This is a genomic window from Streptodolium elevatio (assembly GCF_053592165.1).
The window spans coordinates 397,258-417,224 of sequence record NZ_JBSFVE010000003.1; the positions used below are offsets into that span (position 1 = coordinate 397,258).

Here is a 19,967-nt window from a genome sequence, read left to right on the forward strand (position 1 = left end):
AGCTTCGGGCCTGCGCCTTGCGATGCACGGCACCGAACACCAGGAACCGGCAAACCTTCCCGGCCACAGCACTAGAGGTCCTCGGCCAGGGTTTGGAGGCCTTGGGCCAGGCGGCTGAGTAGTTCGGGGAGTAGGTCGCGTTCGAGGTTGGGCCAGTCGTTGGTGATGTCCGCGATGAGGCTGCCCCAGGCGTCCCAGATCTGGCGCAGGGTCTCCGTGCCCGCGGGGGTGAGTTCGAGGGTGGCGGCGCGGGCGTCGGCCGGGTCGGGGGTGCGTTCGACGAGTCCGGCGGCGACCAGGTCGGTGACCTGGCGGCTGAGGGTGGTGCGGCCGATGCCCATCTGGTCGGCCAGGTCGGACAGGCGTACGGGCTGGAAGTCGCCGATGCGGGTGAGCGCGAGCAGCAGGTGGGTGGGCACGCGTACGCCCGCCTCGCGGCCGACGCGTTCGATGAGCCGGTCGTCGCGCGAGGTCCGGACCAGGTCGCGCAGCGACGGGATCACGGCGCGCAGCCACTCGCCCTGGGCGTTGCCGTCCGCGATGGAGGTCTCGCTGAGCCGCGGCCGCGTGCCGGTGTGCGGGGTCTTGTCCGTCATCAGCCTTCCCGGGGTCGGTGGCCGGGTCGCCCGGCGGAGGCAGTCTAGAAATGGTTGCATGAGTGGCGCAACTATGCTTCGGTGACGGCCATGGAGAACCGTGTGCGGGAGTGGCTCGAGGGCAACGTCGGCCGCGTCGAGATGCTGGAGCGGCAGGGGCGGTGGCGGCCGGTGTGGTTCGCCGACGTGGTCCGCGACGGCGGGGTTCTGGAGTTGTGCGTACGCGGGGACCGCACGGACTACCCGGGCGTGTTCCCGCTGGAGCACGAGATGCTCGCCCAGCGGCTGATGCACGAGCGCGGCGTACGGGTGGCCGGGGTGCACGGCTGGATCGACGACCCGCGCGCGTTCGTGATCGACCGGGTCGGCGGGCAGCCGGACTTCGCCGGCTGCACCGACGCGCAGCGGGATGCGGTGATGGACGACTACCTGCGCATCCTCGCCGACCTGCACGCGCTGGACGTGGCTCCGTTCGCCGAGGCGGGGGTGCGGCGCGACGGGATGGGCGCCTACCGGGACTGGTACCGGGCGTCCAAGAAGCGGCCCGACCCGTTCATGGAGTTCTGCCTCGGCTGGCTGCGCCGCCACCCGCTGGACACCCGCGGCCGCGAGTCGGTGATCGTCTGGGACTCCGGGCAGTTCCACCACGACGGGCAGCGCGTCACGGCCGTCCTCGACCTCGAACTCGCGCACATCGGCGACCCGTTGATGGACCTCGCGGCGTACCGGATGCGCGACACGATCATCGGGTACGGCGACTTCCGCCGCATGTACGCGAAGTACGAGGAACTGTCCGGCACCCCCGTGGACCCCGAGGCGATAGCGCACCACCACTTCGCCTTCACGCTCACCAACGCGCTGGCCTTCCACTCGGCGCTCGCCGACCCGCCGCCCGGTTCGGACTACATGACCAACCTCCAGTGGTGCAACGAGACCAACCTGTTCGCGGTCGAGGCGCTGGCGGACTACCTCGGGATCCCCTTGGCGGCGCCCGAACTCCCGGACGCGGACGCGTCCTCCGCGAGTGCCGTGGCGGTGCCGACCCGGCACCTGGTGGACTCGCTGCGCTCCGGCGACTACGAGATGCGCCGTCTCTTCCGACTCGCCCGCCACCTCCAGCGGTTCGACGCGATCGGCCGGGAGTGCGCCGAAGCGGACCTCGACGACCTCGCCGCGCTGCTCGGGCACCGTCCCCGGACCTGGCAGGAAGGCGACGCGGCACTGGAGGATTTCGTGATCGCCGACGACGGCGCCCACGACGCGGACTTGGTACCGCTGTTCCACCGCCGCCTATGGCGGGCCCACCAGCTCATGGGTCCGGCCGGCTCGGCCATGACGACGCACCACCGCCTGCAAGACGTCTTCTGACGCACTGTCACCGGGAAGTCCGGAGCACCCAGAGCGGCTGGGGACAGAACCTGAGAGAGGGTCACTCACATGAGCAACCACGACGAGCGCGCGACGACCGTCGCGAACTTCTGGAAGGGCGTCGACAGCCACGACTGGGACCTCGTGGCGTCCGCCCTCGCCGACGACTTCGTACGCATAGGCATGCGCGACAACGAGGAGGACACCTGCCGCGGCAAGGAGGCGTACCTCTCGTTCCTCACCGGCGTCATCGGCCGCACGCAGACCCACGAACTCCAGTCGCGCTTCACGTTCCTGAGCGCGGACGGCCGCCACGCGTTCAACGAGGCCGTCGAGATCATCACGTACGCGCCCGGTGAGGAGCCCCTCGCCATGCGGTTCGCCAACCACATGGAGCTGAACGAGGAAGGGCTCATCACCAAGCTCGACATCTTCTGGAAGACCCCGCCGATCATGCCGCCGGACTGGATCACCGTCGACTCGGTGATCGGCGACGAGGCGCAGAGCGCGGACGCCTGACCGCGCCCGCGCCGGCCACCTCCGGGTGTACGAGATCCCCGTGGTGCACGTGACCCCTGTGGTGTCCGCGGCGACCGGCCGGCGGCGGTGCGGCGACCGTCACCGGCCGGGCCCGGCCGACCCCGGTCGGCTGCGGCGCGTCGGCCGTGACCTCACCCTCTGACCAGGAGGAACCTTGCCCGACCACCCCGCCGCGCGCATCGCCGGTGCGGCCACGCTGTGGGAGCTCGTCGAGCGCCGGGCGGCCGCGTCGCCCGACGTGCCGATGCTGCTCGACCCGGACGGCCGGTCGTTCACCTTCCGCGAAGTACGCGACTGGGCCGAGCGCGTCGCCGCCGGGTACCGCGCGCTCGGCATCAGGGCGGGCACCCGGGTCACCTGGCAACTGCCCACCCGCGTCGAGTCGATCGTCGTCTCGCTCGCCCTCGCCCGGCTCGGCGCGGTGCAGAACCCCGTAATCCCGTTCTACCGGGAGAAGGAAGTCGGCTTCTGCCTACGCCAGACCGGCGCCGAAGTGTTCCTGACACCGGGCTCGTGGCGCGGCTTCGACTTCACCGCGATGGGCGGGGCCCTGGCCGCGGACATGCCCGCCCCGCCGCGCGTGCTCACCGCGTACGACGCCCTGCCCGAAGGTGATCCGGCCGCCCTGCCCCCGGCGCCGGCGCCGGCCGACGGAACGGACGTGCGCTGGCTGTACTACACGTCCGGAACCACCTCTGATCCCAAGGGTGTTCGCCACACCGACGGCACGCTCCTCGCGGGCGGCGAGGCGCTGGCCGCCGCGCTCGCCATGACACCGGACGACGTGGGTTCGATCGCCTTCCCGTACGCCCACATCGCCGGGCCCAACTACCTCAACACCGTGCTCATGACCGGCTTTCCGGCCGTCGTCGTCGAGCACTTCGACCCGGTCGCCGCAATCCCCGTGTACCGGCGCCTCGGCGTCACCATGGTCGGCGGATCGACCGCTTTCTACCTCGCGTTCCTGGCCGAGCAGCGCAAGCAGCCGGGCGAGCGGATCATTCCGACGCTGCGCATCGTCTCCGGCGGCGGCGCGCCCAAGCCGCCGGAGTTGTTCCGCGAGGTGCGCGACGAACTCGGTGCGGTGCTCTGCCACGGCTACGGCATGACCGAGGTCCCGCAGATCGCCCAAGGTGCGCCCTCCGACACCGAGGATCAACTCACCCACAGCGAAGGCGCTCCTTCGGACGGACTCGACGTACGCGTCGTACGGGCCGACGGCACAATCGCCGGACCGGGCGAGGAGGGTGAGGTCCGGCTGCGCGGACCCATCGTGTTCAAGGGCTACACCGACGCCGCCCTGGACGCCGGGGCGTTCGACGAGGACGGCTTCTACCGCACGGGGGACCTGGGGCACCTGCGCGCGGACGGACACCTCACGCTCACCGGCCGCCTCAAGGACATCATCATCCGCAAGGGCGAGAACATCTCGGCACGCGAGATCGAGGACGTGCTGTTCACGCATCCGAGCGTCGCCGACGTGGCGGTGATCGGCCTGCCCGACCCCGAACGCGGGGAACGCGTCTGCGCCGTCGTGGAGCGCCGCCCGGGCACGACCGACCTGGACTTCGCCGCCATGGCCGGGCACCTGCGCCAAGCCGGGCTGATGGCGCAGAAGATCCCGGAGCAACTGGAGGTCGTGGACGCGCTGCCGCGCAACGACACGTTGCGCAAGGTCCTCAAGTACCGGCTGCGCGACACGTACGCGGCGTTGCCGTGGACACCGTCACGGTCCGGCTGACGCGGCTCCCCCACCCTGGGACCGGTCACGGGCAAGCGCGGGGAAGGGCAGGGGCAGCAGTCGCTGGTCGCGCACACCGCCAGGTCGTCGCAGCCGGCGTCGACGGCCTGCACCAGGGCCGTGCGGATGACGTGCAGGTCGGCGATCCTCGCGTCCATCTCGGCGAGCTTCGCCGCGGCGCGGGCCTGGAGCCCGTCACGGTCGCCACGGCGGGTTCCGTGGTGCCGGCCGCCTGCCTCCAGCAGCTCGGCGACCTCGTCCAAGGTGAACCCGAGGCGCTGGGCGGCCTTGACGACCCGCAGGAGCGCCAACGCGTCGGGCGGGTAGACGCAGCGCGTCCGCGAACAGCGCGTCGAACTCGGCGACCCGCAAAGGCTGCTCCTCGGTCGGCAACGTGCACGACTGCGGTACCCACGTCATGGCGCCGCTCCTTCCGCCGGGAGTGCCACGGGTCCTCGGCACGAGCCGCCCGGGTCATCGGTACACAACGCCCGGGCCCGTCGCCCGGCCGGTCCTTCGACGGTAAACCTGAACCCGGGTGCCGGATACAACCCCGCACGCCGGCCGATTCATCCGGTTCCCCTCTCGCCTCACCACCCGCCTGACCACCCGGCCGGACGGACACTCCGTACACCGCGAGCGGCTCGCTTGGCAGAAATTGCTGACGGAACAGCGCAATCGGGTGAGATCTAACCAGTTGGGTAGTTCACTGTGGCTAGCATCCAGTCCCGTGACAGATAGCCACACTGCCCGGGCCGGCAGGAACACCGCAGACGTGGTCGTCCTCGGCGCCGGACCGGCCGGACTGGTTCTCGGAAATCTCTTGCTGCGCAGCGGAATCGGGTGCGTGATCCTGGAGCGCGCGACACGGGAGCATGTGCAAACGCGCGCGCGGGCCGGGTTCCTGGCTGCGAACACCGCGCGGGTCCTCGCCCGAAACGGGCTGGACGCCGGGCTACGCAGCCGCGGCCGGGAGCACAGCGTCTGCGAGTTCCGTACCGAAGACGCCCGGTTCCGCCTGGACTACAGCCGGCTCGGCCAGGGGGAACGGCACACGGTCTACCCGCAGCAGGAGTTGGTCACCGACTTGCTCGCGCAGTACCTGGACGCCGGCGGGCAAATCCTCTTCGAGGCCGAGGCGGTGGCCGTACGCGACGCGGACGGCACGCGGCCGTGGGTCGAAGTGCGCGACGCGGACGGCCGTCCGGGCAGATGGGACGCGCGGTACGTGGCGGGGTGCGACGGCCGGCACGGGGCGGCACGGCGTTCGATCCCGCCCGGGGCGGTACGCCGCCATCACCGCAACCACGGGGTGTCGTGGCTGGGCGTACTCGCCGAGGCGCCGCCCAGCCTCGACGCGGTGGGCTACGCGCTGCACCCGCGTGGTCTCGCCGGGCACATGGCCCGCACGCCGGAGACCACGCGGTACTACCTGCAATGTGCGCCCGGCACCTCGCCGGACGCATGGCCGGACGATCGCATCTGGGACGAACTCACGGTGCGGATGCGGGCGGCGGACTACGGGGCGTTGCGGCACGGGCCCATCGTGCAGCGCGCCGTCGTCGACCTGGAGTCGGACGTCCTCGAACCGCTGCGTCACGGCTCGCTGTTCCTGGTCGGCGACGCGGCGAGTCTGATCAGTCCGTCAGCCGCGAAGGGTGCGAACCTCGCGGTGCTGGAGGCCGAGATCCTTGCTCGCGCGCTCGTCGACGACCTCACCAAGGCCGACCCCGAGTCCCTGAACCGCTATTCGGCACAGTGCCTCGCGTACATCTGGCGCGCGCAGGAGTTCTCCCACTGGATGATCCGGCTGCTGCACCGCGCGCCGGGATCGGACGACGAGGCGCTGTTCCAGGACCAGTTGCGCCGCGCGCGCATCGAGTCACTGCGGACCTCACGCACCCATCAGGACTGGTTCGCCGAGAACTACGTCGGCGTCTGAGGGCGCCGCGGCGTCCGTGCCGGTACGGCGTCGCCACCGGGCGGCAAGCCACGCCCATTTTCGACCCGCGCGGTATCGAAATGTACTGATGTGCCCAGATATTGCTCAGCTATTGCCCAGCTATAAGGACCTCTTCGCGATGACCACGCAAACGACCTCACCGTCCCCGCTGTCCACCCATACGCCGCAGCCTTCGCACACCGCGCCGCCTTTGCACACCGCGCCGCCGACTACCCGCGACGACGCGGCCCGGCTGAGCGCCGCAATCGACTTCGTCCGCCATCAGGAGACGACCACGCTGCTGGCGCTGCTCCTGCCCGGCCTCGACGGCCTCGAACTGCGTGCACTGGTCGACCGCTGCCGCTTCGCGCACGCCGGACTCCTCGTATTTCCCCCGGACTTACCCGCGCTGCGCACCGAACTGGCCGCGCACGGCCTCGACGCAGACGCGGCACCGCAGCCGAGTGTGGTCGTTCGCGAACGCCTGGCCTCCCGGCACCGCCGCGACGCCGCGGACCTCGACGTGGGGATCCTGCGCCCCGCCGTCTCCGGCCCCGAGGGCGAACAGCGTGCGGTCGAGGTGTTCGTACTCGCCGTCCCGCCCTGCTCGGACCTTGCCGAGATCGCCGCGCACGAGCGCGACCGGGATCACGAGGCGCACCTCGCGTTCGAGGTCGAACGGCCGGATCCGCTGGTGCTGCGCGGGCTGTGGTCGATGCTGGTCCGGCACGGCGCGGTGGCCGACGGCGGCGGCTACAACCCGCACGAGGACGGCACGGTCTTCTACTTCACCGCCCCCGCGGACTCGAAGGCCGGGTATCGCAGGCTCGAATTGTACGCGCGCGGCGACCACCGCCAGGTGCTTGCCGCGCACCTTGAGGACCACCAGGCCCGGCAGCCCGCCGAGACACTGCTGCGCCTCCTGACCGGCGCATGGACGACCCAGGCGCTGGCAGCCTGCGCGCAATTGCGGCTGTGCGAGTCCATGGACACCGACACAGGCATCGAAGTCGCCGCGCTGGCCCGGGAAGTCGACGCCCACCCCGGGAACCTGGCGACGCTGCTGCGCTACCTCGCCATGCTGGGTGTGGTGGCCGCGGAGTCCGACGGCTTCCGGCTCACCGCGCTCGGCAGGCTGCTGCGCACCGACGCCCCCGGCTCGATGCGTCCGCTCGCCCTCATGTACGGCGGTCCCTTCTACCAGTCGTTCGCCCTGCTCACGGAAGCCGTACGGACCGGACTCACCGGTTTCGAGCACCTCTTCGGCGAGAACCACTTCGACTACTTCGTACGCCACCCCGAACTGGCCGCCCGCTTCGACCAGTCCATGGCCGCGAGCGCCCGCATGTTCGACCCGCTCCCCATGCACCCCGTCATCGCCGCGGCCGACGCCGCCCCCAAGCCCAGGACGGTCGTCGACGTCGCGGGCGGTACGGGCGAGTTGCTGCGCCGCCTGCTGGCCGCGCGCCCCAATCTGCGCGGCGTCCTCCTCGAACGCCCGCACGTCGTCGAGTCCGCCCGCGGCTCCTTCGCGGCGTCCGGCCTCGACGAACGCTGCACCTTCCAGGCGGGTGATTTCGCGGACGTACCCGCAGGCGGCGACGTCTACGTGCTCTCACGCGTCCTGCACGACTGGGAGGACGAGCGCTGCGAGGAGATCCTGCGCCACTGCTCCGGTGCCATGCACGCGGACGCCGACCTCCTCATCATCGAGCGCCTGCTGCCGACCGACGGCTCGCCGTCGCTGGCCACCGCGTGGGACCTCCACATGATGTGCAACGTCGGTGGCCGTGAGCGCCGAGCCGACCATTACGCGCGTCTGCTCGCCGCCGCCGGGCTGCGCCTCGTCGAGGATTCCCCTCTCCCCCTGGGAGCCAGCGTCCTGCACGCGCGCAAGGCGGACGCTCCGGCCCATCTCCCGTCCGCGCGCGACGAAGCCACGTCAACCGGGCACAACGCCTAGTGTCTCCGGATGGAGAAGCTGTTCCGGGCGATACGCCACGGCGACATCGCCGTGGTGACCGCGCTGCTCGACAAGAACCCCGCGCTGGTGGCCGCCGTACGCAAGCCCCCGCCGAAGAAGGACGCCGGGCAGCAGCCGCTGGGCGTCGCCCTGAAGACCGGCCGGTACGACATCGCCCGCCTGCTGCTCGACCGCGGCGCGGACGTGAACTTCATCGAAGCCCCCGGGATCGACAATCGCCAGCCGGTGGTCAACGATGCGGTCGAGGCCGCGGTCGCGAGCGCGCTGGGCCGGAACCCCGCGGCGGCCACCGACAGTCTGGCGGTCCTGAAGCTCATGCTGGAACGCGGTGCGGACGTCACCGCTCCGCACCCCGACTCCGGGCGGCCGGTGCTGTGGTGGGCGGTGTTCCGTGTGCGGTACCGGCGGTGGGCCGAACTGAGCGCCGGCGACGTCACCGGGCTGACGGCCGTGTTCCGGGCCCTGGTCGACGCGGGCGCCGACGCCGACGCGACCGGCGAATGGATCTCGGTGTACGCCGGCTCGGGCAAGGTCGCGTCGCGCGAGCACACGAACGTACGCGTGTACCTGACCGGCTACCTGACCACGCAATCCCCCGAGCCCGCACGCGGCCTCCTCGCCATCCTCGACAACATCGGGCGCCCCACACCGTCCCCGCCCGGCTGATCGGCGGGTCGGCCCGAGTCGTCGACGATCCGAGTCGTGAACAATGGTGATCAGTGCGTACAGCTGTGTGCGCGCGCTGCCTCACCACCGACCGGAGGAGCGTCAATGGGGAGCGTCATCGAGGTCACCGACAATGCGGCCGAGAACCGGTACGAAGCGCGGATCGACGGCAAGGTCGCCGGGGTGGCCGAGTACATCCGGTCCAAGGGCGTGATCGCGTTCGTCCACACCGAGGTGGAGCCGCAGTACGAGGGCCAGGGCGTCGGTGCCGCGCTGGTGCGGTCGTCGCTGGACGAGGCGCGCACGGCGGGTCTGGCGGTGCTGCCGACGTGTCCGTTCTATGCGGGGTGGATCGCCCGGCATCCCGACTATCAGGACGTGGTGTACAAGTCGCGGAGCAGGGTCACGGACTGACCGGCGTACACCCGGCCACCTTCGAGCCGCTGGTTAGTCTGCAAAGGTGACCACCGAGCTGACGTTGCTGACGCGCGTGGCCTACCGGGGCCGGGAAATCACCGCGCCGCGGCTGCGCGGGCTTCTTGCGCTGCTCGCCGAGGACCTGCGAGCGGGGTGCAGCACCGGGCGACTGGTCCAGGGCCTGTGGCCCGATGTGTTGCCGGAGCGGCCCGGCAAGGCCGTGCAGGTGCTGGTCTCCCGATTGCGGGCGCAGGTCGGTGCCGGACTGATCGTCGGTACGGCGGCCGGGTACCGTCTCGCCCTCGCCGCGGAGGAGGTCGACAGCTCCGCACTTCTGATGCACGCCGCACGCGGCGAGGCCCGGGCGGCGGCCGGTGACCACGTCGGCGCGCTGGCCGAGGCGGAGGCCGGGCTCGCGTTGTGGGACGGGGTGGTGGCGCCCGCGGCCGACGAGGACCTGCACGATCCGGTGGCGGCGCTGCGAGCCGCGCGTTCCGCCGCGCATCGCACGCTCGTACGCTCCCGCGCGCTGGCCCTCGCCCGGCTCGGACGACGGGCCGAGGCCATCGCCCCGCTCGTCGGCCTTGCCCGCGAACTTCCGCGGGACGAGGAGGTGTTGGCCGAGCTGCTGCGCTGCGAGGCGTCCGCCGTCGGTCCGGCCGCCGCGCTCACCCGGTACGACACCTACCGCCGTTCCCTGCGCGACGCGCTCGGCGCCGATCCGGGCGACGAAGTCAAGTCCGTGCACCAGGAGTTGCTGCGCGGCACGGCGCCGATCGTCCGGCACGGCGTCCTGCACGAGCCGAACCCGCTGGTGGGCCGGGACGCCGACGTCGCCGCGATCGCCGACCTGGTGCGCAGCGCCCGGGTGACCACGGTCATCGGCCCCGGCGGAATCGGCAAGACCCGCATCGCGCACGCGGTCGGCCGCGCGGCAGAGCAGCGGACGGTGTGCTTCGTCCCGCTCGCCGGCGTCACCGCCGACGACGAGGTGGCCGGTGAGGTGGCCTCGGCGCTCGGGGTCGGCAAGGCCAGGCACTTCGCGCTTCCGGTCACCGACCTCGACGGCATCATCGGCGCCCTCGGTCCCGGCCCGGCACTTCTGGTGCTCGACAACTGCGAGCATGTCGTGCGCGGCGCCGCCGACCTGGTCCGGGCGCTGGTGTCGCGCTCACCGGATCTGCGGGTCATCGCCACCAGCCGGGCACCGCTCGGGCTGACCTCCGAATCCCTGTACGCGCTGCCCGAACTCGACGCCGCCTCGACCGTCGAGCTGTTCCGGCAGCGGGCCCGCGCCGCACGGCCGGACGCGGAGCTGCCGGACGAACCGGTCGGGGCGATCTGCCGCCGGCTGGACGGCCTGCCGCTCGCGGTGGAACTGGCCGCCGCCCGGGTCCGCGTGCTGTCCGTGCCGCAGATCGCCGAGCGGTTGCGCGACCGGTTCGCGCTGCTGCGCGGCGGTGCCCGGGACACTCCGGAGCGGCACCGCACCCTTCTCGCCGTGGTCGAGTGGAGCTGGAACCTGCTCGACCCGGACGGCCAGGCCGCGTTGCGCATGCTCTCGGTGTTCCCGGGCGGGTTCACCGGGGACGCCGCGGAGCATGTGTTGGGCGCCGACGCGCTGTCGCTGCTGGCGCAGTTGGCCGACCAGTCGCTGATCAAGGCCGGTGACACATCCGTGGGCGTGCGCTTCCACATGCTGGAGGCGGTGCGCGAGTTCAGCGCGGCCCGCCGTGCCGAGGCGGGCGAGGACGACGACGTCACCACGCGATTCCTTTACTGGGCCCGGGACTTCGGGAGGGCCCGGCACGACACACTGTTCACCGCCGACCCGTGGGACGCGTGGGCGCTGATCAAAGCCGAGCAGGACAACCTCGTGCTGTCTCTGCGGCACGCCCTCGCGCGGTCGGACGGCCCCGCCATCGCGGCCGTCGCCGCCGTGCTCGCCTCCTTGTGGGCGTCGGACAACAACTTCGCCCGGCTGGCGGCGCTCGCCGCGGACACCGGACCGCCGCTGTCCCACTTCCGGCCGGGGCCGGAGGACGTCGAACCGGTCCGGAGCGCGGCGGCGGTGTGCACGGTGAGCCTGTTCATGCTCTCCGGACCGCGTGCCGTACGGCAGTTGGTCACCCTGCGCAGGCTGCCCCCGCCTGCGCCGGACACCCTGGTGCACGCTCTCGACCTGATGCTGCGTGCGCTGCCCGAGCTGCGGTCACCCGACTTCACCCGCCTGCGGGAGTTGTGCGCGTCCGACGCGCCGCTCCTCCAGGGCGTCGCCGACTGCTTCGCCAGCTATCTGTGGGAGTACGCGCACGACGTGGACGCCGCGCTGGACGCGTCCCGCCGGATGCTGACCGCGCTTTCGCCGCTGCGGAACCCGGCGACGCAGATGCTCGGGCTCGGCCGCGTCAGCGAGTTGTGCCTCCAGACCGGGCGCGGCGAGGAGGCGTACCGGCACCTGCGGCACGCCGTGGACGTGTTGAACCGGTCCGGGGACTGGTCCGACTCGATCGGCTTCCGCTGGGCGCTCGCGCTCGCCTGCGTGCAGCGCGGCGAGGTGGAAGAGGCGGAGCACTGGCTGGAGTTGGCGGCACTGGACCAGCCGCGGGATGTCTCCCTGGTCTTCAGTCCGGACCTCGCCTCGCGCGCCGAGATCGCCCTGGCCCGGAACCTGACCGAGGCCGGGCTCGGCCTGTGGCGGAAGGCCGTCGAACGGGTCCGCGCGGACGACCTGCCCACCGTCGACGACCCGTTCGCCGAGGTGTGGTCGGTGGAGGTGCGGTCCGCGGCGGTGGCGGCGCACGCGTTGCACGGCAGGGTCGACGCGGTCGCCGATACGGCACGCGAACTGCGTTCCTGGCTGTACCCGTTGTTGTCGCAGCCGGTGCTCGAGAACCGCCACCTGCGGCTGCCGGCGGCCGGGACCGCGCTGCTGGCGGTCGGTCTTGCGGTTCTGGCCGAGGGTGACGCGGCCGGCGTACGCCTGGTGGTGCTCGCCGAACACCTGCACGTGCACCGGCAGTTCCCGTCGCTCTCCGCCGACGTGGGGCGGCGGTTCGCCGAGCGGGTGGACGCGGCAGGGTACGCCGAGGCGGTCTCGGCGTACGCCGCCCTGTCCCGCCCCGAGTTGGAGGCCACGGCGGCACGGGAACTGCGCGGCGTCAGCGTCGCGGCTCGCGGTTGAACAGCGTCTTCGACCAGAGGTAGCCCAGCACGCTGAGGACGACGCACCACGCCAGGGCCAGGACCGCGTTCCTCGCACCGATCGGGTCCCCGAGCAGCAGACCGCGGAGCGTCTCGATGACCGGGGTGAAAGGCTGGTATTCGGCGATGGGCCGGAACCATCCCGGCATCGCGTCCAGCGGTACGAACGCGCTGCTCAGGAACGGCAGCAGCATCAGCGGCAGCCCGTTGTTGCTCGCCCCCTCGGGAGTGGGGCTGGCCATGCCGAGCGCGACGGCGATCCAGGTGAGCGCCAGGCTCGCGAGCGTGAGCACGCCGACGGCGGCGATCCAGTCGAACGTGTCGGCCTCCGGCCGGAATCCGATGGTGAGCCCCAGGGCCAGCACGAACGCCAGCGACATCAGCGTCTTGAGCACCGCGCCGACGACGTGCCCGACGAGGATCGAGGCGCGGGAGATCGCCATGGTTCGGAACCGGTCGATGATGCCCTGCGACATGTCGCCGGCCACCGACACGGCGGTGCCGAGCGCGGTTCCGCCGATGGTCATCACGAGGATGCCGGGCAGCAGGTAGGTGACGTACACGTCGCGGTCGACGCTGCCGGTGATGCCGGCGCTCATGGTGTCGCCGAAGACGTACACGAACAACAGCAGCAGCACGACCGGAGTGAGGAGCACGTTGAGCGTCAACGAGGGGTAGCGCCGGGCGTGCAGCAGGTTGCGGCGCAGCATCGTGGTCGAGTCGCGGACGGTCAGGGACAGCGGGCTCATCGGACGGTCTCCCTGCGGTCGGCGGAGGGAGCCTCTTCTACGGGGTCGACAGGATCGACCGCGCCGACCGGGTCGACAGGATCACCGCCCGGGGCGGCGGGGTGGCCGGTGAGTGCGAAGAACACGTCGTCGAGGTCGGGCGTGTGCACGGTCAGTTCGTCCGCCTCGACCCCGGCGGCGTCCAGCCGGTCGAGGATGCCGCGCAGTTCGCGCTGGCTGCCGCGGCTGGGGATGGTCAGGGACAGCGAATCGTCGTCCCGGGTGACCTCGCCCAGGGCGTCGACCGCGTTCTCGTACGCGAACGGCTCGGCGAACCGCAGGCGCACGTGCCCGCCGGGGACGAGCCGCTTGAGTTCCGCGGAGGTGCCCTCGGCGGCGATCCTCCCGTCGTTCAGCACGGCGATCCGGTCGGCGAGCCGGTCGGCCTCCTCCAGGTACTGCGTGGTGAGGAAGACGGTGACGCCGCCGGTCACCAGCTCTCCGATGATCTGCCACATGTTGTGGCGGCTGCGCGGGTCCAGGCCGGTGGTCGGCTCGTCGAGGAAGATGATCCGGGGCCGCCCGACCAGGGTCATGGCGAGGTCGAGGCGGCGGCGCATGCCGCCGGAGTACGTGATCGGCGGTTTGCCGGCCGCGTCCGCCAGGTCGAACCGGCCGAGCAACTCCTCGGCGACCCGGCGGCCCTCGCGGCGCGGAAGGTGGTTCAGGTCGGCCATGAGCAGCATGTTCTCCCTGGCCGTGATCAGGTTGTCGACGGCGGAGAACTGCCCGGTGACGCCGATCGCGGCGCGTACCGCCTGAGGGTCGGCGGCCAGGTCGTGGCCGGCGACCCGGATCTCTCCGGCGTCGGCGCCGATGAGGGTGGAAAGGATCTGCACGGCTGTGGTTTTGCCGGCGCCGTTGGGTCCGAGCAACGCGAAGACGGTGCCGGCCGGGACGTGGAGGTCGATGCCGTCGAGGACGGTCTTGCTGCCGTACGCCTTGCGCAGCCCTGTGGCCGCGATCGCGGGTTCGCCGGTCGTTGTGGTCATGCCGCCGAGCCTGCGCCCGAGGCGGTTCAGTGCGGTTTCACCGCGGTTTCAGCGGCCTTCAGACCGGCGAGGCGAGGCGGGCGCGGGAGTACTGGCCGGGCGGCGATCCGTACTCCTTCGCGAACGCCACGACGAACGCCGAGACGCTGGAGTACCCCACGCGATGGGCCACCACGGAGACCGGTTCGACGACGAGCAGGGCGCGGGCCGCCCGGAGCCGCAGGGTCGTGCGGTGCCGGCTGAAGGACATGCCGAACTCGCGTACGAAGTCCCGCTGGAGGGTCTTGGCGCTGATGTGCAGTTGTTCCGCCCACTCGTCGAGGCGGGTCGGGTCGGCCGGATTGTGGCTCATCGCTCGGGCGACGGCGCGGGCGAAGCCCTTGCCGTCCGCGCACTGCGCGGCGACGTCCGGGGTGATCGGCGCGAGGTCGGACAGGATCCGCCCGCGGGCCTCCAGCGCCAGGCGTTCGTCGTACCCGGGGGTGGCGATCTCCTGGACGAGGCGCGTCGCCCGCGCGCCGACCGCCACGTGGCCGCGGCGGAACCCGGCCAGGGGGTCCGGCACTTCGCGCAGGCACAGGCGGTAGACGGTCTGCCGGTCGGGGGCGCGCACCTCGTGGCTGACCCCGCGTTCCGCCCAGAAGGCCTCGCCCGGCGCGGTGAAGCAGGAGCGGCCGCCGTACACCGCCGAGAGCATTCCGTCCGGCGACCAGTAGAGCTGGTGGAGCAGGTCGTGGCGGACGGCGCCGAATCCCATGGGCCCGTCCGCTCGGTAGAGCAGGACCAGGATGCCCGCGGGCCGTCCGAGGCCATACCCGAACGCGTCGCAGGCGATCGGATCGCCGCCCACGTCCTGTCCTCTGATCGACATCAGGTGACCTTTCCGGACAACCGCCAAGACTCAGGTGAGGCTAGCCTAAGTTGGCCGCGCCGACCGATTGGGGGCGCCTGACCGCCGTTCGACCCAAAGGAAACCAAATGTCCGTTCGTCCGCCGCTCCGAATCGTCTCGGCCGGGTTGGCCACCGTGACCGCGGCCGCGCTCCTGGCGGGCTGCGGGTCCGACTCCGACGGCGACGCGGGCGGGGGCAAGGGCGCGACGCGCGTGGTCGCCGCCGACAACGGGCAGATCACCATCCCGGTCGACCCCAAGCGCGTGGTCGCGACCGGGTACGCGGTGCCGGTGCTGATCGAGGCGAAGGCCCCGCTCGTCGGCATATCCACCTGGCCGCGCGGCCTCGGGCTGATGACCCCTCAGGAGCGGACCGACTACGACAAGCTCCACAAGATCGGCGGCGCGACGGCCAAGGAGACCAACTACGAGGCCATCGCCGCCACGAAGCCGGACCTCATCATCATCGGCGTGCCCAAGCCGGTGCTCGGCGAGATCGACCTCAAGCGCCTGGAGTCGATCGCGCCGGTCGTCGCGATCGGCCCCAGCCTGCCGTCCGCCTGGCGCGAACTGTCGGCCCGTCAGGCCGACGCCGCGGGACGCGCGGGCCACACCGAGGAGACCCGCAAGGCGTACGAGAAGCGGACCGAGGAGCTGAAGGCCAAGTACGCGGGCGCCGTCGGCGGCCTCAAGTTCGGCCACCTCGGCGCGTACAACGAGACCTCGCAGGGCACCTTCCAGCGCGAGTTCGCCGGTTCGTGGGGCACCAACATCGCGCAGGACATCGGCCTGAACTACTACGGCCAGGTCAAGAAGGACACGGGCGGTTCGTCCGCGGTCTCGGAGACGCCGTCCATCGAGGAGCTGCCCGCCAGCCTGGGCGAGGCGGACGTGATCACGTACACGGTCCAGGACGACGGCACCCCGAGCGCCGGCGTGCAGTACGTGCTCGACTCGCCGCTGTGGAAGAACCTGCCCGCGGTCAAGGCCGGCAAGGCCTACCCGATCCGGTACACGGCGGCGGCGACGTACGCGCAGGCGCAGCGCACGCTCGACTCCGTGGACCAGGCCCTCGCCCCTCTCCTGGCCAAGTGATCGGATCCGCCGTGCTCATCGAACGCGACAACCCCGGCCCGCGCGTCGCCGCCCACCACGCGGACGGCGAAGGCATCGCCAAGATCGGCTACCCGATCCACATCCGCACCGTCACGCTGCTGCGCAAGGAGTACGTGACCTCGTCGATCCTCCGCCTCACCGTCGGCGGCCCGGGTCTCGAAGGCTTCCACTCCTACCAGTGCGACGACCACTTCAAGATCGTCTTCCCGGACCCGGACGGCACGTTGCGCCTGCCGGTGCCCGACGACGAGCAGTCGCTGACCTGGCCGAAGCCGTCGCCGGTCAGCCGCCGGTACACGGCGCGGCGGTACGACGCCGGGGCCCGCGAGATGGACATCGACTTCGTCGTGCACCCCGGCGGGGTGGCCTCGGACTGGGCGGTCGCCGCCGAACCCGGCGACGACGTCGCGATCGCCGGGCCGCCCGGAGCCAAGGCGTTCCCGCACAACTACGACCACTACGTCTTCGCCGTCGACACCACCGCGCTGCCGGCCGCGGCACGGTGGCTGGAGGAGTCCCCGCGGGACGTGTCGGCGCACCTCGTGGTCGAGACCGGGCATCGCGACGAGCACCGGTACCCGCTCGCCGAGCGCCCGGGCGTCGAGGTGGTCTGGCTGACCCGCGGCGACACGTCCGGTCTCGCCGGCACCGTGCGCGAACTGCCGCTCCCCGCCGGACGGGTCTTCCTGTTCGCGGCGGGCGAGGCCGACGACATCAAGCCGTTGCGCGCGTGGGCCAAGGACCGCCTCGACGCCCTGTTCACCGGGTACTGGAGGCGCGGTGTCGCCGGACTCGAAGACTGAAGAGGTCCCCGAGACCCGGCAAGTCCCGCGCACCGAGCCGGCTCCGGAGGCCGCCCCGGGCAAGATCCTGCTGCTCGTCGGCCTCGTCGCCCTGCTCACGGTGGTCTGCGGGCTCAGCCTCGCCCTGGGCGCCCGGTCGATACCGCTCGGCGACGTCTGGCGCGCGCTCACCGATCCCGCAGGGCGTGACACCGATCTGACGATCCGTGACATCCGGGTCCCGCGCACCGTCCTGGGGATCTGCGTGGGCGCGGCGCTCGGTGTGGCCGGGGCCCTGACCCAGACCCTGACCCGGAACCCCTTGGCGGAGCCCGGCCTTCTCGGGATCACCCAGGGCGCGGGCTTCGCGGTGACGGTCGGCGCGACGACGGGCATCGCGGGGCGCCAGGACGTACAGGTGTCGCTGGCGCTGGCCGGGGCGCTCGTCGCGGGCGTCGTGGTCCACGCCGTCGGCCGCACGTCGCCGTTGCGGCTGGTGCTGGCCGGCGTCGCACTCGGTTCCGTGCTCACCGGCGTCTCGCTGTCGCTGCGCATCCTGGACCCGGACGCCTTCGACCACTACCGCTTCTGGAGCGTGGGCTCCCTCGCGGGCCGCGAACAGGTGCCGCTCTTGCTGCCGGTACTGCTGATCGTGGGCGCGCTGATCGGCGCGTTCCTGCTCACCGGGGCGCTCAACACGCTCGCCCTGGGCGAGGACGTCGCGCACGGCCTCGGCGCCCATGTGGTCCGCACTCGCGTCGCGGTACTCGCCGTCGTGACCGTGCTGGCCGGCACCGCGACCGCCGTCGCGGGGCCGATCGCCTTTCTGGGCCTGATGGTTCCGCACATCGTGCGGCGCCCCGCGGGCGGGTCGGTGCCGTGGCTGCTGGCGTACAGCGCGCTTCTCGGGCCGGTGCTGCTGCTCGCCTCCGACGTCACGGGCCGACTGCTGCTGCCGACCGGAGAGGTGCCGGTGGCCGTGGTCACCGCCTTCTTCGGCGCTCCGGTCCTCATCTGGGCCGTGCGGCGCTACGAAGGGAGTGCCCTGTGACCGGGCCGACGCGGACGCTCCCGGCGGCCGACGCGGCCCCGCACGCACCGGAGCCGGGCAAGGCCGCGCAGCCGCAGGCGGCGTACCGCCCCGGGCCGATCACCCGGGCCTGCCGTGCCCTCGGCGTCGAGCCCCGCGCGATCGGCGGACTGGGCGTGCTGCTGGTGCTGCTCCTGGGCTTCGCCGCGGCCGGCCTGTGCCGCGGGGACACCTGGAGCAACCCGCTCGACGTGGCCGACGCCCTCGCCGGGCACGGCGACCTGTCCGTCGTCGTACGCGAGTGGCGCCTGCCCCGCGTCGTCGCGGCCTGCCTGTTCGGCGCGCTGCTGGGCTGCGCCGGGGCGGTGTTCCAGAACCTGACGCGCAACGAACTGGGCAGCCCGGACGTGATCGGGCTCGACGTCGGCTCCTACACCGGCGCGCTCACCGTGATGGTGGTGATCGAGGGATCCACCGTCTCGACGGCGGCGGGCTCCGTCGTGGGAGGCCTGCTGACCGCGGCTGTGGTCCTCGCCCTCTCCACGCGCTCCGGCTTCGGCGGCCACCGGCTCATCGTCATCGGCATCGCGGTGAACGCCATGCTCACCGCGGTCAATTCGTGGATCATCCTGCGCGCCGACCTGGACATCGCAATTGCCGCCGAGATGTGGAACATCGGTTCGCTCAACGGCGTGGACTGGGCCGACCTGGACGTGGCGTTCGTCGTCGCCGCCGTGCTCGCGGTGCTGCTCGTGCTCAACGCGCGGGCGACCCAACAGGCCGCACTCGGCGACGCGATCGCGGTGACGTCGGGCGTCCGCCTCAACCGGCACCGCCTGCTGGCCGTCGTCGCGGGCGCCGGCTGCACGGCCACCGTGACCGCGATCACCGGCCCGATCGCGTTCGTCGCACTCGCCGCCCCGCACCTCGGCCGTGCGGTCACCCGGTCGCCGGGCATCCACTTCGTCCCCGCGGCGCTGACCGGAGCCGTCCTGTTGCTGAGCGCCGATCTGGTCGCGCAGACCGTGCTCGCGCCGGTGACGCTGCCGGTCGGCGTGGTGACCACCGCGATCGGCGGCGCGTACCTCCTGCTGCTGCTCCTCAAGGAAGTCAAACGATCGTGACCGCACGCCTGACCGCGCAGGACATCACCCTCACGTACGGCGACCGCACGGTGTCGGCGAACCTCACCCTCGCCCTCCCCGACGGGGCGTTCACCGCGATCATCGGCGCCAACGCGTCCGGCAAGTCGACCCTGCTGCGGGCGCTCGTACGCCTGTTGCGGCCGTCCACGGGGGCGGTGCTGCTCGACGGGCGCGACGTGCACGATTGCCGCCCCAAGGACATCGCCCGGGAAATGGCCTTCCTCCCCCAGGACTTGGCGGCCCCGGAGAACATCCTCGTACGCCAGCTCGTGGACCGCGGACGCTTCCCGCACCGCTCGCTGCTCTCCGTCCGCACCGCCGCCGACATACGGGCGGTCGACGAGGCGATGGACGCGGCGGGCGTGCGGGACCTGGCTGACCGCCCGGTCGCCCGGCTCTCCGGCGGGCAGCGCCAGCGCGTCTGGATCGCCATGGTGCTCGCGCAGCAGACCCCGTACGTGCTGCTGGACGAGCCGACGACCTTCCTCGACCTCGCGCACCAGTACCAGTTGCTGCGCCTGCTCGCCCGACTGCGCGACGACGGGCGCACGATCGTCGCGGTCCTGCACGACGTCAATCAGGCGTGCCGGTTCGCGGACCACATCGTGGCGATGAAGGACGGCCGGGTGTGCGCCGAGGGGGCGCCCGGCGACATCGTGGACGCCGCGCTGATGGACGAGGTGTTCGGCCTGCCGAGCCTCGTGGTGCCGGATCCCGTCACCGGGACGCCGATGGTCGTGCCGACCGCCTGAGCCGCAGCGCCCG

17 protein-coding genes and 1 pseudogene are annotated in these 19,967 nt (G+C 72.0%); 13 read left to right on the forward strand and 5 right to left on the reverse strand.

Annotated elements, in window-relative coordinates; translation table 11 throughout:
* Positions 1 to 71 precede the first annotated feature (71 nt).
* Entirely contained in the window at positions 72 to 596 is a 525-nt protein-coding gene (locus ACWD12_RS09385) for a MarR family winged helix-turn-helix transcriptional regulator (protein ID WP_450099006.1), read from the reverse strand.
* A gap of 90 nt (positions 597 to 686) precedes the next feature.
* Between ACWD12_RS09385 and ACWD12_RS09390 the strand changes: the two genes are divergently transcribed.
* The 3 genes from ACWD12_RS09390 to ACWD12_RS09400 all read left to right on the forward strand — a co-directional run bounded on the left by ACWD12_RS09390 (position 687) and on the right by ACWD12_RS09400 (position 4,245).
* Positions 687 to 1,964, forward strand: coding sequence for a phosphotransferase (locus ACWD12_RS09390; RefSeq protein ID WP_450099007.1), 1,278 nt, complete (start codon positions 687 to 689; stop codon positions 1,962 to 1,964).
* Positions 1,965 to 2,033: 69 nt separating this feature from the next.
* Entirely contained in the window at positions 2,034 to 2,483 is a 450-nt protein-coding gene (locus tag ACWD12_RS09395; protein ID WP_450099008.1) for a nuclear transport factor 2 family protein, read from the forward strand.
* A gap of 175 nt (positions 2,484 to 2,658) precedes the next feature.
* A complete protein-coding gene (locus tag ACWD12_RS09400) occupies positions 2,659 to 4,245 on the forward strand; it encodes an AMP-binding protein (RefSeq protein ID WP_450099009.1) in 1,587 nt (528 codons plus the stop codon).
* A gap of 119 nt (positions 4,246 to 4,364) precedes the next feature.
* On the opposite strand, the pseudogene ACWD12_RS09405 reads toward ACWD12_RS09400, so the two are convergent.
* A pseudogene (locus ACWD12_RS09405) lies at positions 4,365 to 4,556 on the reverse strand (MerR family DNA-binding protein); the annotation flags it as partial.
* A gap of 464 nt (positions 4,557 to 5,020) precedes the next feature.
* Between ACWD12_RS09405 and ACWD12_RS09410 the strand changes: the two are divergent.
* The 5 genes from ACWD12_RS09410 to ACWD12_RS09430 all read left to right on the forward strand — a co-directional run bounded on the left by ACWD12_RS09410 (position 5,021) and on the right by ACWD12_RS09430 (position 12,438).
* Positions 5,021 to 6,187, forward strand: coding sequence for a 4-hydroxybenzoate 3-monooxygenase (locus tag ACWD12_RS09410; RefSeq protein ID WP_450099069.1), 1,167 nt, complete (start codon positions 5,021 to 5,023; stop codon positions 6,185 to 6,187).
* A 139-nt stretch (positions 6,188 to 6,326) separates the two neighbouring features.
* Positions 6,327 to 8,150, forward strand: coding sequence for a methyltransferase (locus tag ACWD12_RS09415; protein WP_450099010.1), 1,824 nt, complete (start codon positions 6,327 to 6,329; stop codon positions 8,148 to 8,150).
* Between the two features lie 9 nt (positions 8,151 to 8,159).
* Entirely contained in the window at positions 8,160 to 8,837 is a 678-nt protein-coding gene (locus ACWD12_RS09420) for an ankyrin repeat domain-containing protein (RefSeq protein WP_450099011.1), read from the forward strand.
* Between the two features lie 105 nt (positions 8,838 to 8,942).
* Positions 8,943 to 9,251 carry a GNAT family N-acetyltransferase gene (locus tag ACWD12_RS09425; RefSeq protein ID WP_358358238.1) on the forward strand — a complete coding sequence of 103 codons (309 nt, stop codon included), beginning with the start codon at positions 8,943 to 8,945 and terminating at the stop codon, positions 9,249 to 9,251.
* Positions 9,252 to 9,297: 46 nt separating this feature from the next.
* Complete coding sequence (locus tag ACWD12_RS09430; RefSeq protein ID WP_450099012.1) at positions 9,298 to 12,438, forward strand: ATP-binding protein; 3,141 nt, start codon at positions 9,298 to 9,300, stop codon at positions 12,436 to 12,438.
* On the opposite strand, the gene ACWD12_RS09435 is transcribed toward ACWD12_RS09430, so the two are convergent.
* The 3 genes from ACWD12_RS09435 to ACWD12_RS09445 are packed head-to-tail and all read right to left on the reverse strand — an operon-like array spanning position 12,416 to position 15,109.
* Positions 12,416 to 13,207, reverse strand: a complete 792-nt coding sequence (locus ACWD12_RS09435) for an ABC transporter permease (RefSeq protein WP_450099013.1) — start codon at positions 13,205 to 13,207, stop codon at positions 12,416 to 12,418. The genes ACWD12_RS09430 and ACWD12_RS09435 overlap by 23 nt on opposite strands.
* Positions 13,204 to 14,238, reverse strand: a complete 1,035-nt coding sequence (locus ACWD12_RS09440) for an ATP-binding cassette domain-containing protein (RefSeq protein WP_450099014.1) — start codon at positions 14,236 to 14,238, stop codon at positions 13,204 to 13,206. Before ACWD12_RS09440 ends, ACWD12_RS09435 begins: the two co-directional genes overlap by 4 nt.
* A 58-nt stretch (positions 14,239 to 14,296) precedes the next feature.
* Complete coding sequence (locus ACWD12_RS09445) at positions 14,297 to 15,109, reverse strand: helix-turn-helix domain-containing protein (RefSeq protein WP_450099015.1); 813 nt, start codon at positions 15,107 to 15,109, stop codon at positions 14,297 to 14,299.
* A 107-nt stretch (positions 15,110 to 15,216) separates the two neighbouring features.
* On the opposite strand from ACWD12_RS09445, the gene ACWD12_RS09450 reads away from it, so the two are divergent.
* From ACWD12_RS09450 to ACWD12_RS09470, 5 genes are all read left to right on the forward strand, one after another.
* A complete protein-coding gene (locus tag ACWD12_RS09450) occupies positions 15,217 to 16,224 on the forward strand; it encodes an ABC transporter substrate-binding protein (protein WP_450099016.1) in 1,008 nt (335 codons plus the stop codon).
* Positions 16,221 to 17,048, forward strand: a complete 828-nt coding sequence (locus tag ACWD12_RS09455) for a siderophore-interacting protein (protein ID WP_450099017.1) — start codon at positions 16,221 to 16,223, stop codon at positions 17,046 to 17,048. The genes ACWD12_RS09450 and ACWD12_RS09455 overlap by 4 nt, the downstream gene beginning before the upstream one ends.
* A gap of 64 nt (positions 17,049 to 17,112) precedes the next feature.
* Positions 17,113 to 18,078 (forward strand): FecCD family ABC transporter permease, encoded by a 966-nt coding sequence (locus ACWD12_RS09460; protein WP_450099070.1) that lies wholly within the window; start codon positions 17,113 to 17,115, stop codon positions 18,076 to 18,078.
* 98 nt (positions 18,079 to 18,176) lie between these two features.
* Positions 18,177 to 19,181: a FecCD family ABC transporter permease gene (locus tag ACWD12_RS09465; protein ID WP_450099071.1), complete on the forward strand. Its 1,005-nt coding sequence runs from the start codon at positions 18,177 to 18,179 to the stop codon at positions 19,179 to 19,181.
* The gene (locus ACWD12_RS09470) at positions 19,178 to 19,954 is read left to right on the forward strand and encodes an ABC transporter ATP-binding protein (RefSeq protein ID WP_450099018.1); all 777 of its coding nucleotides are present in this window, start codon (positions 19,178 to 19,180) and stop codon (positions 19,952 to 19,954) included. Before ACWD12_RS09465 ends, ACWD12_RS09470 begins: the two co-directional genes overlap by 4 nt.
* Positions 19,955 to 19,967: the final 13 nt, after the last annotated feature.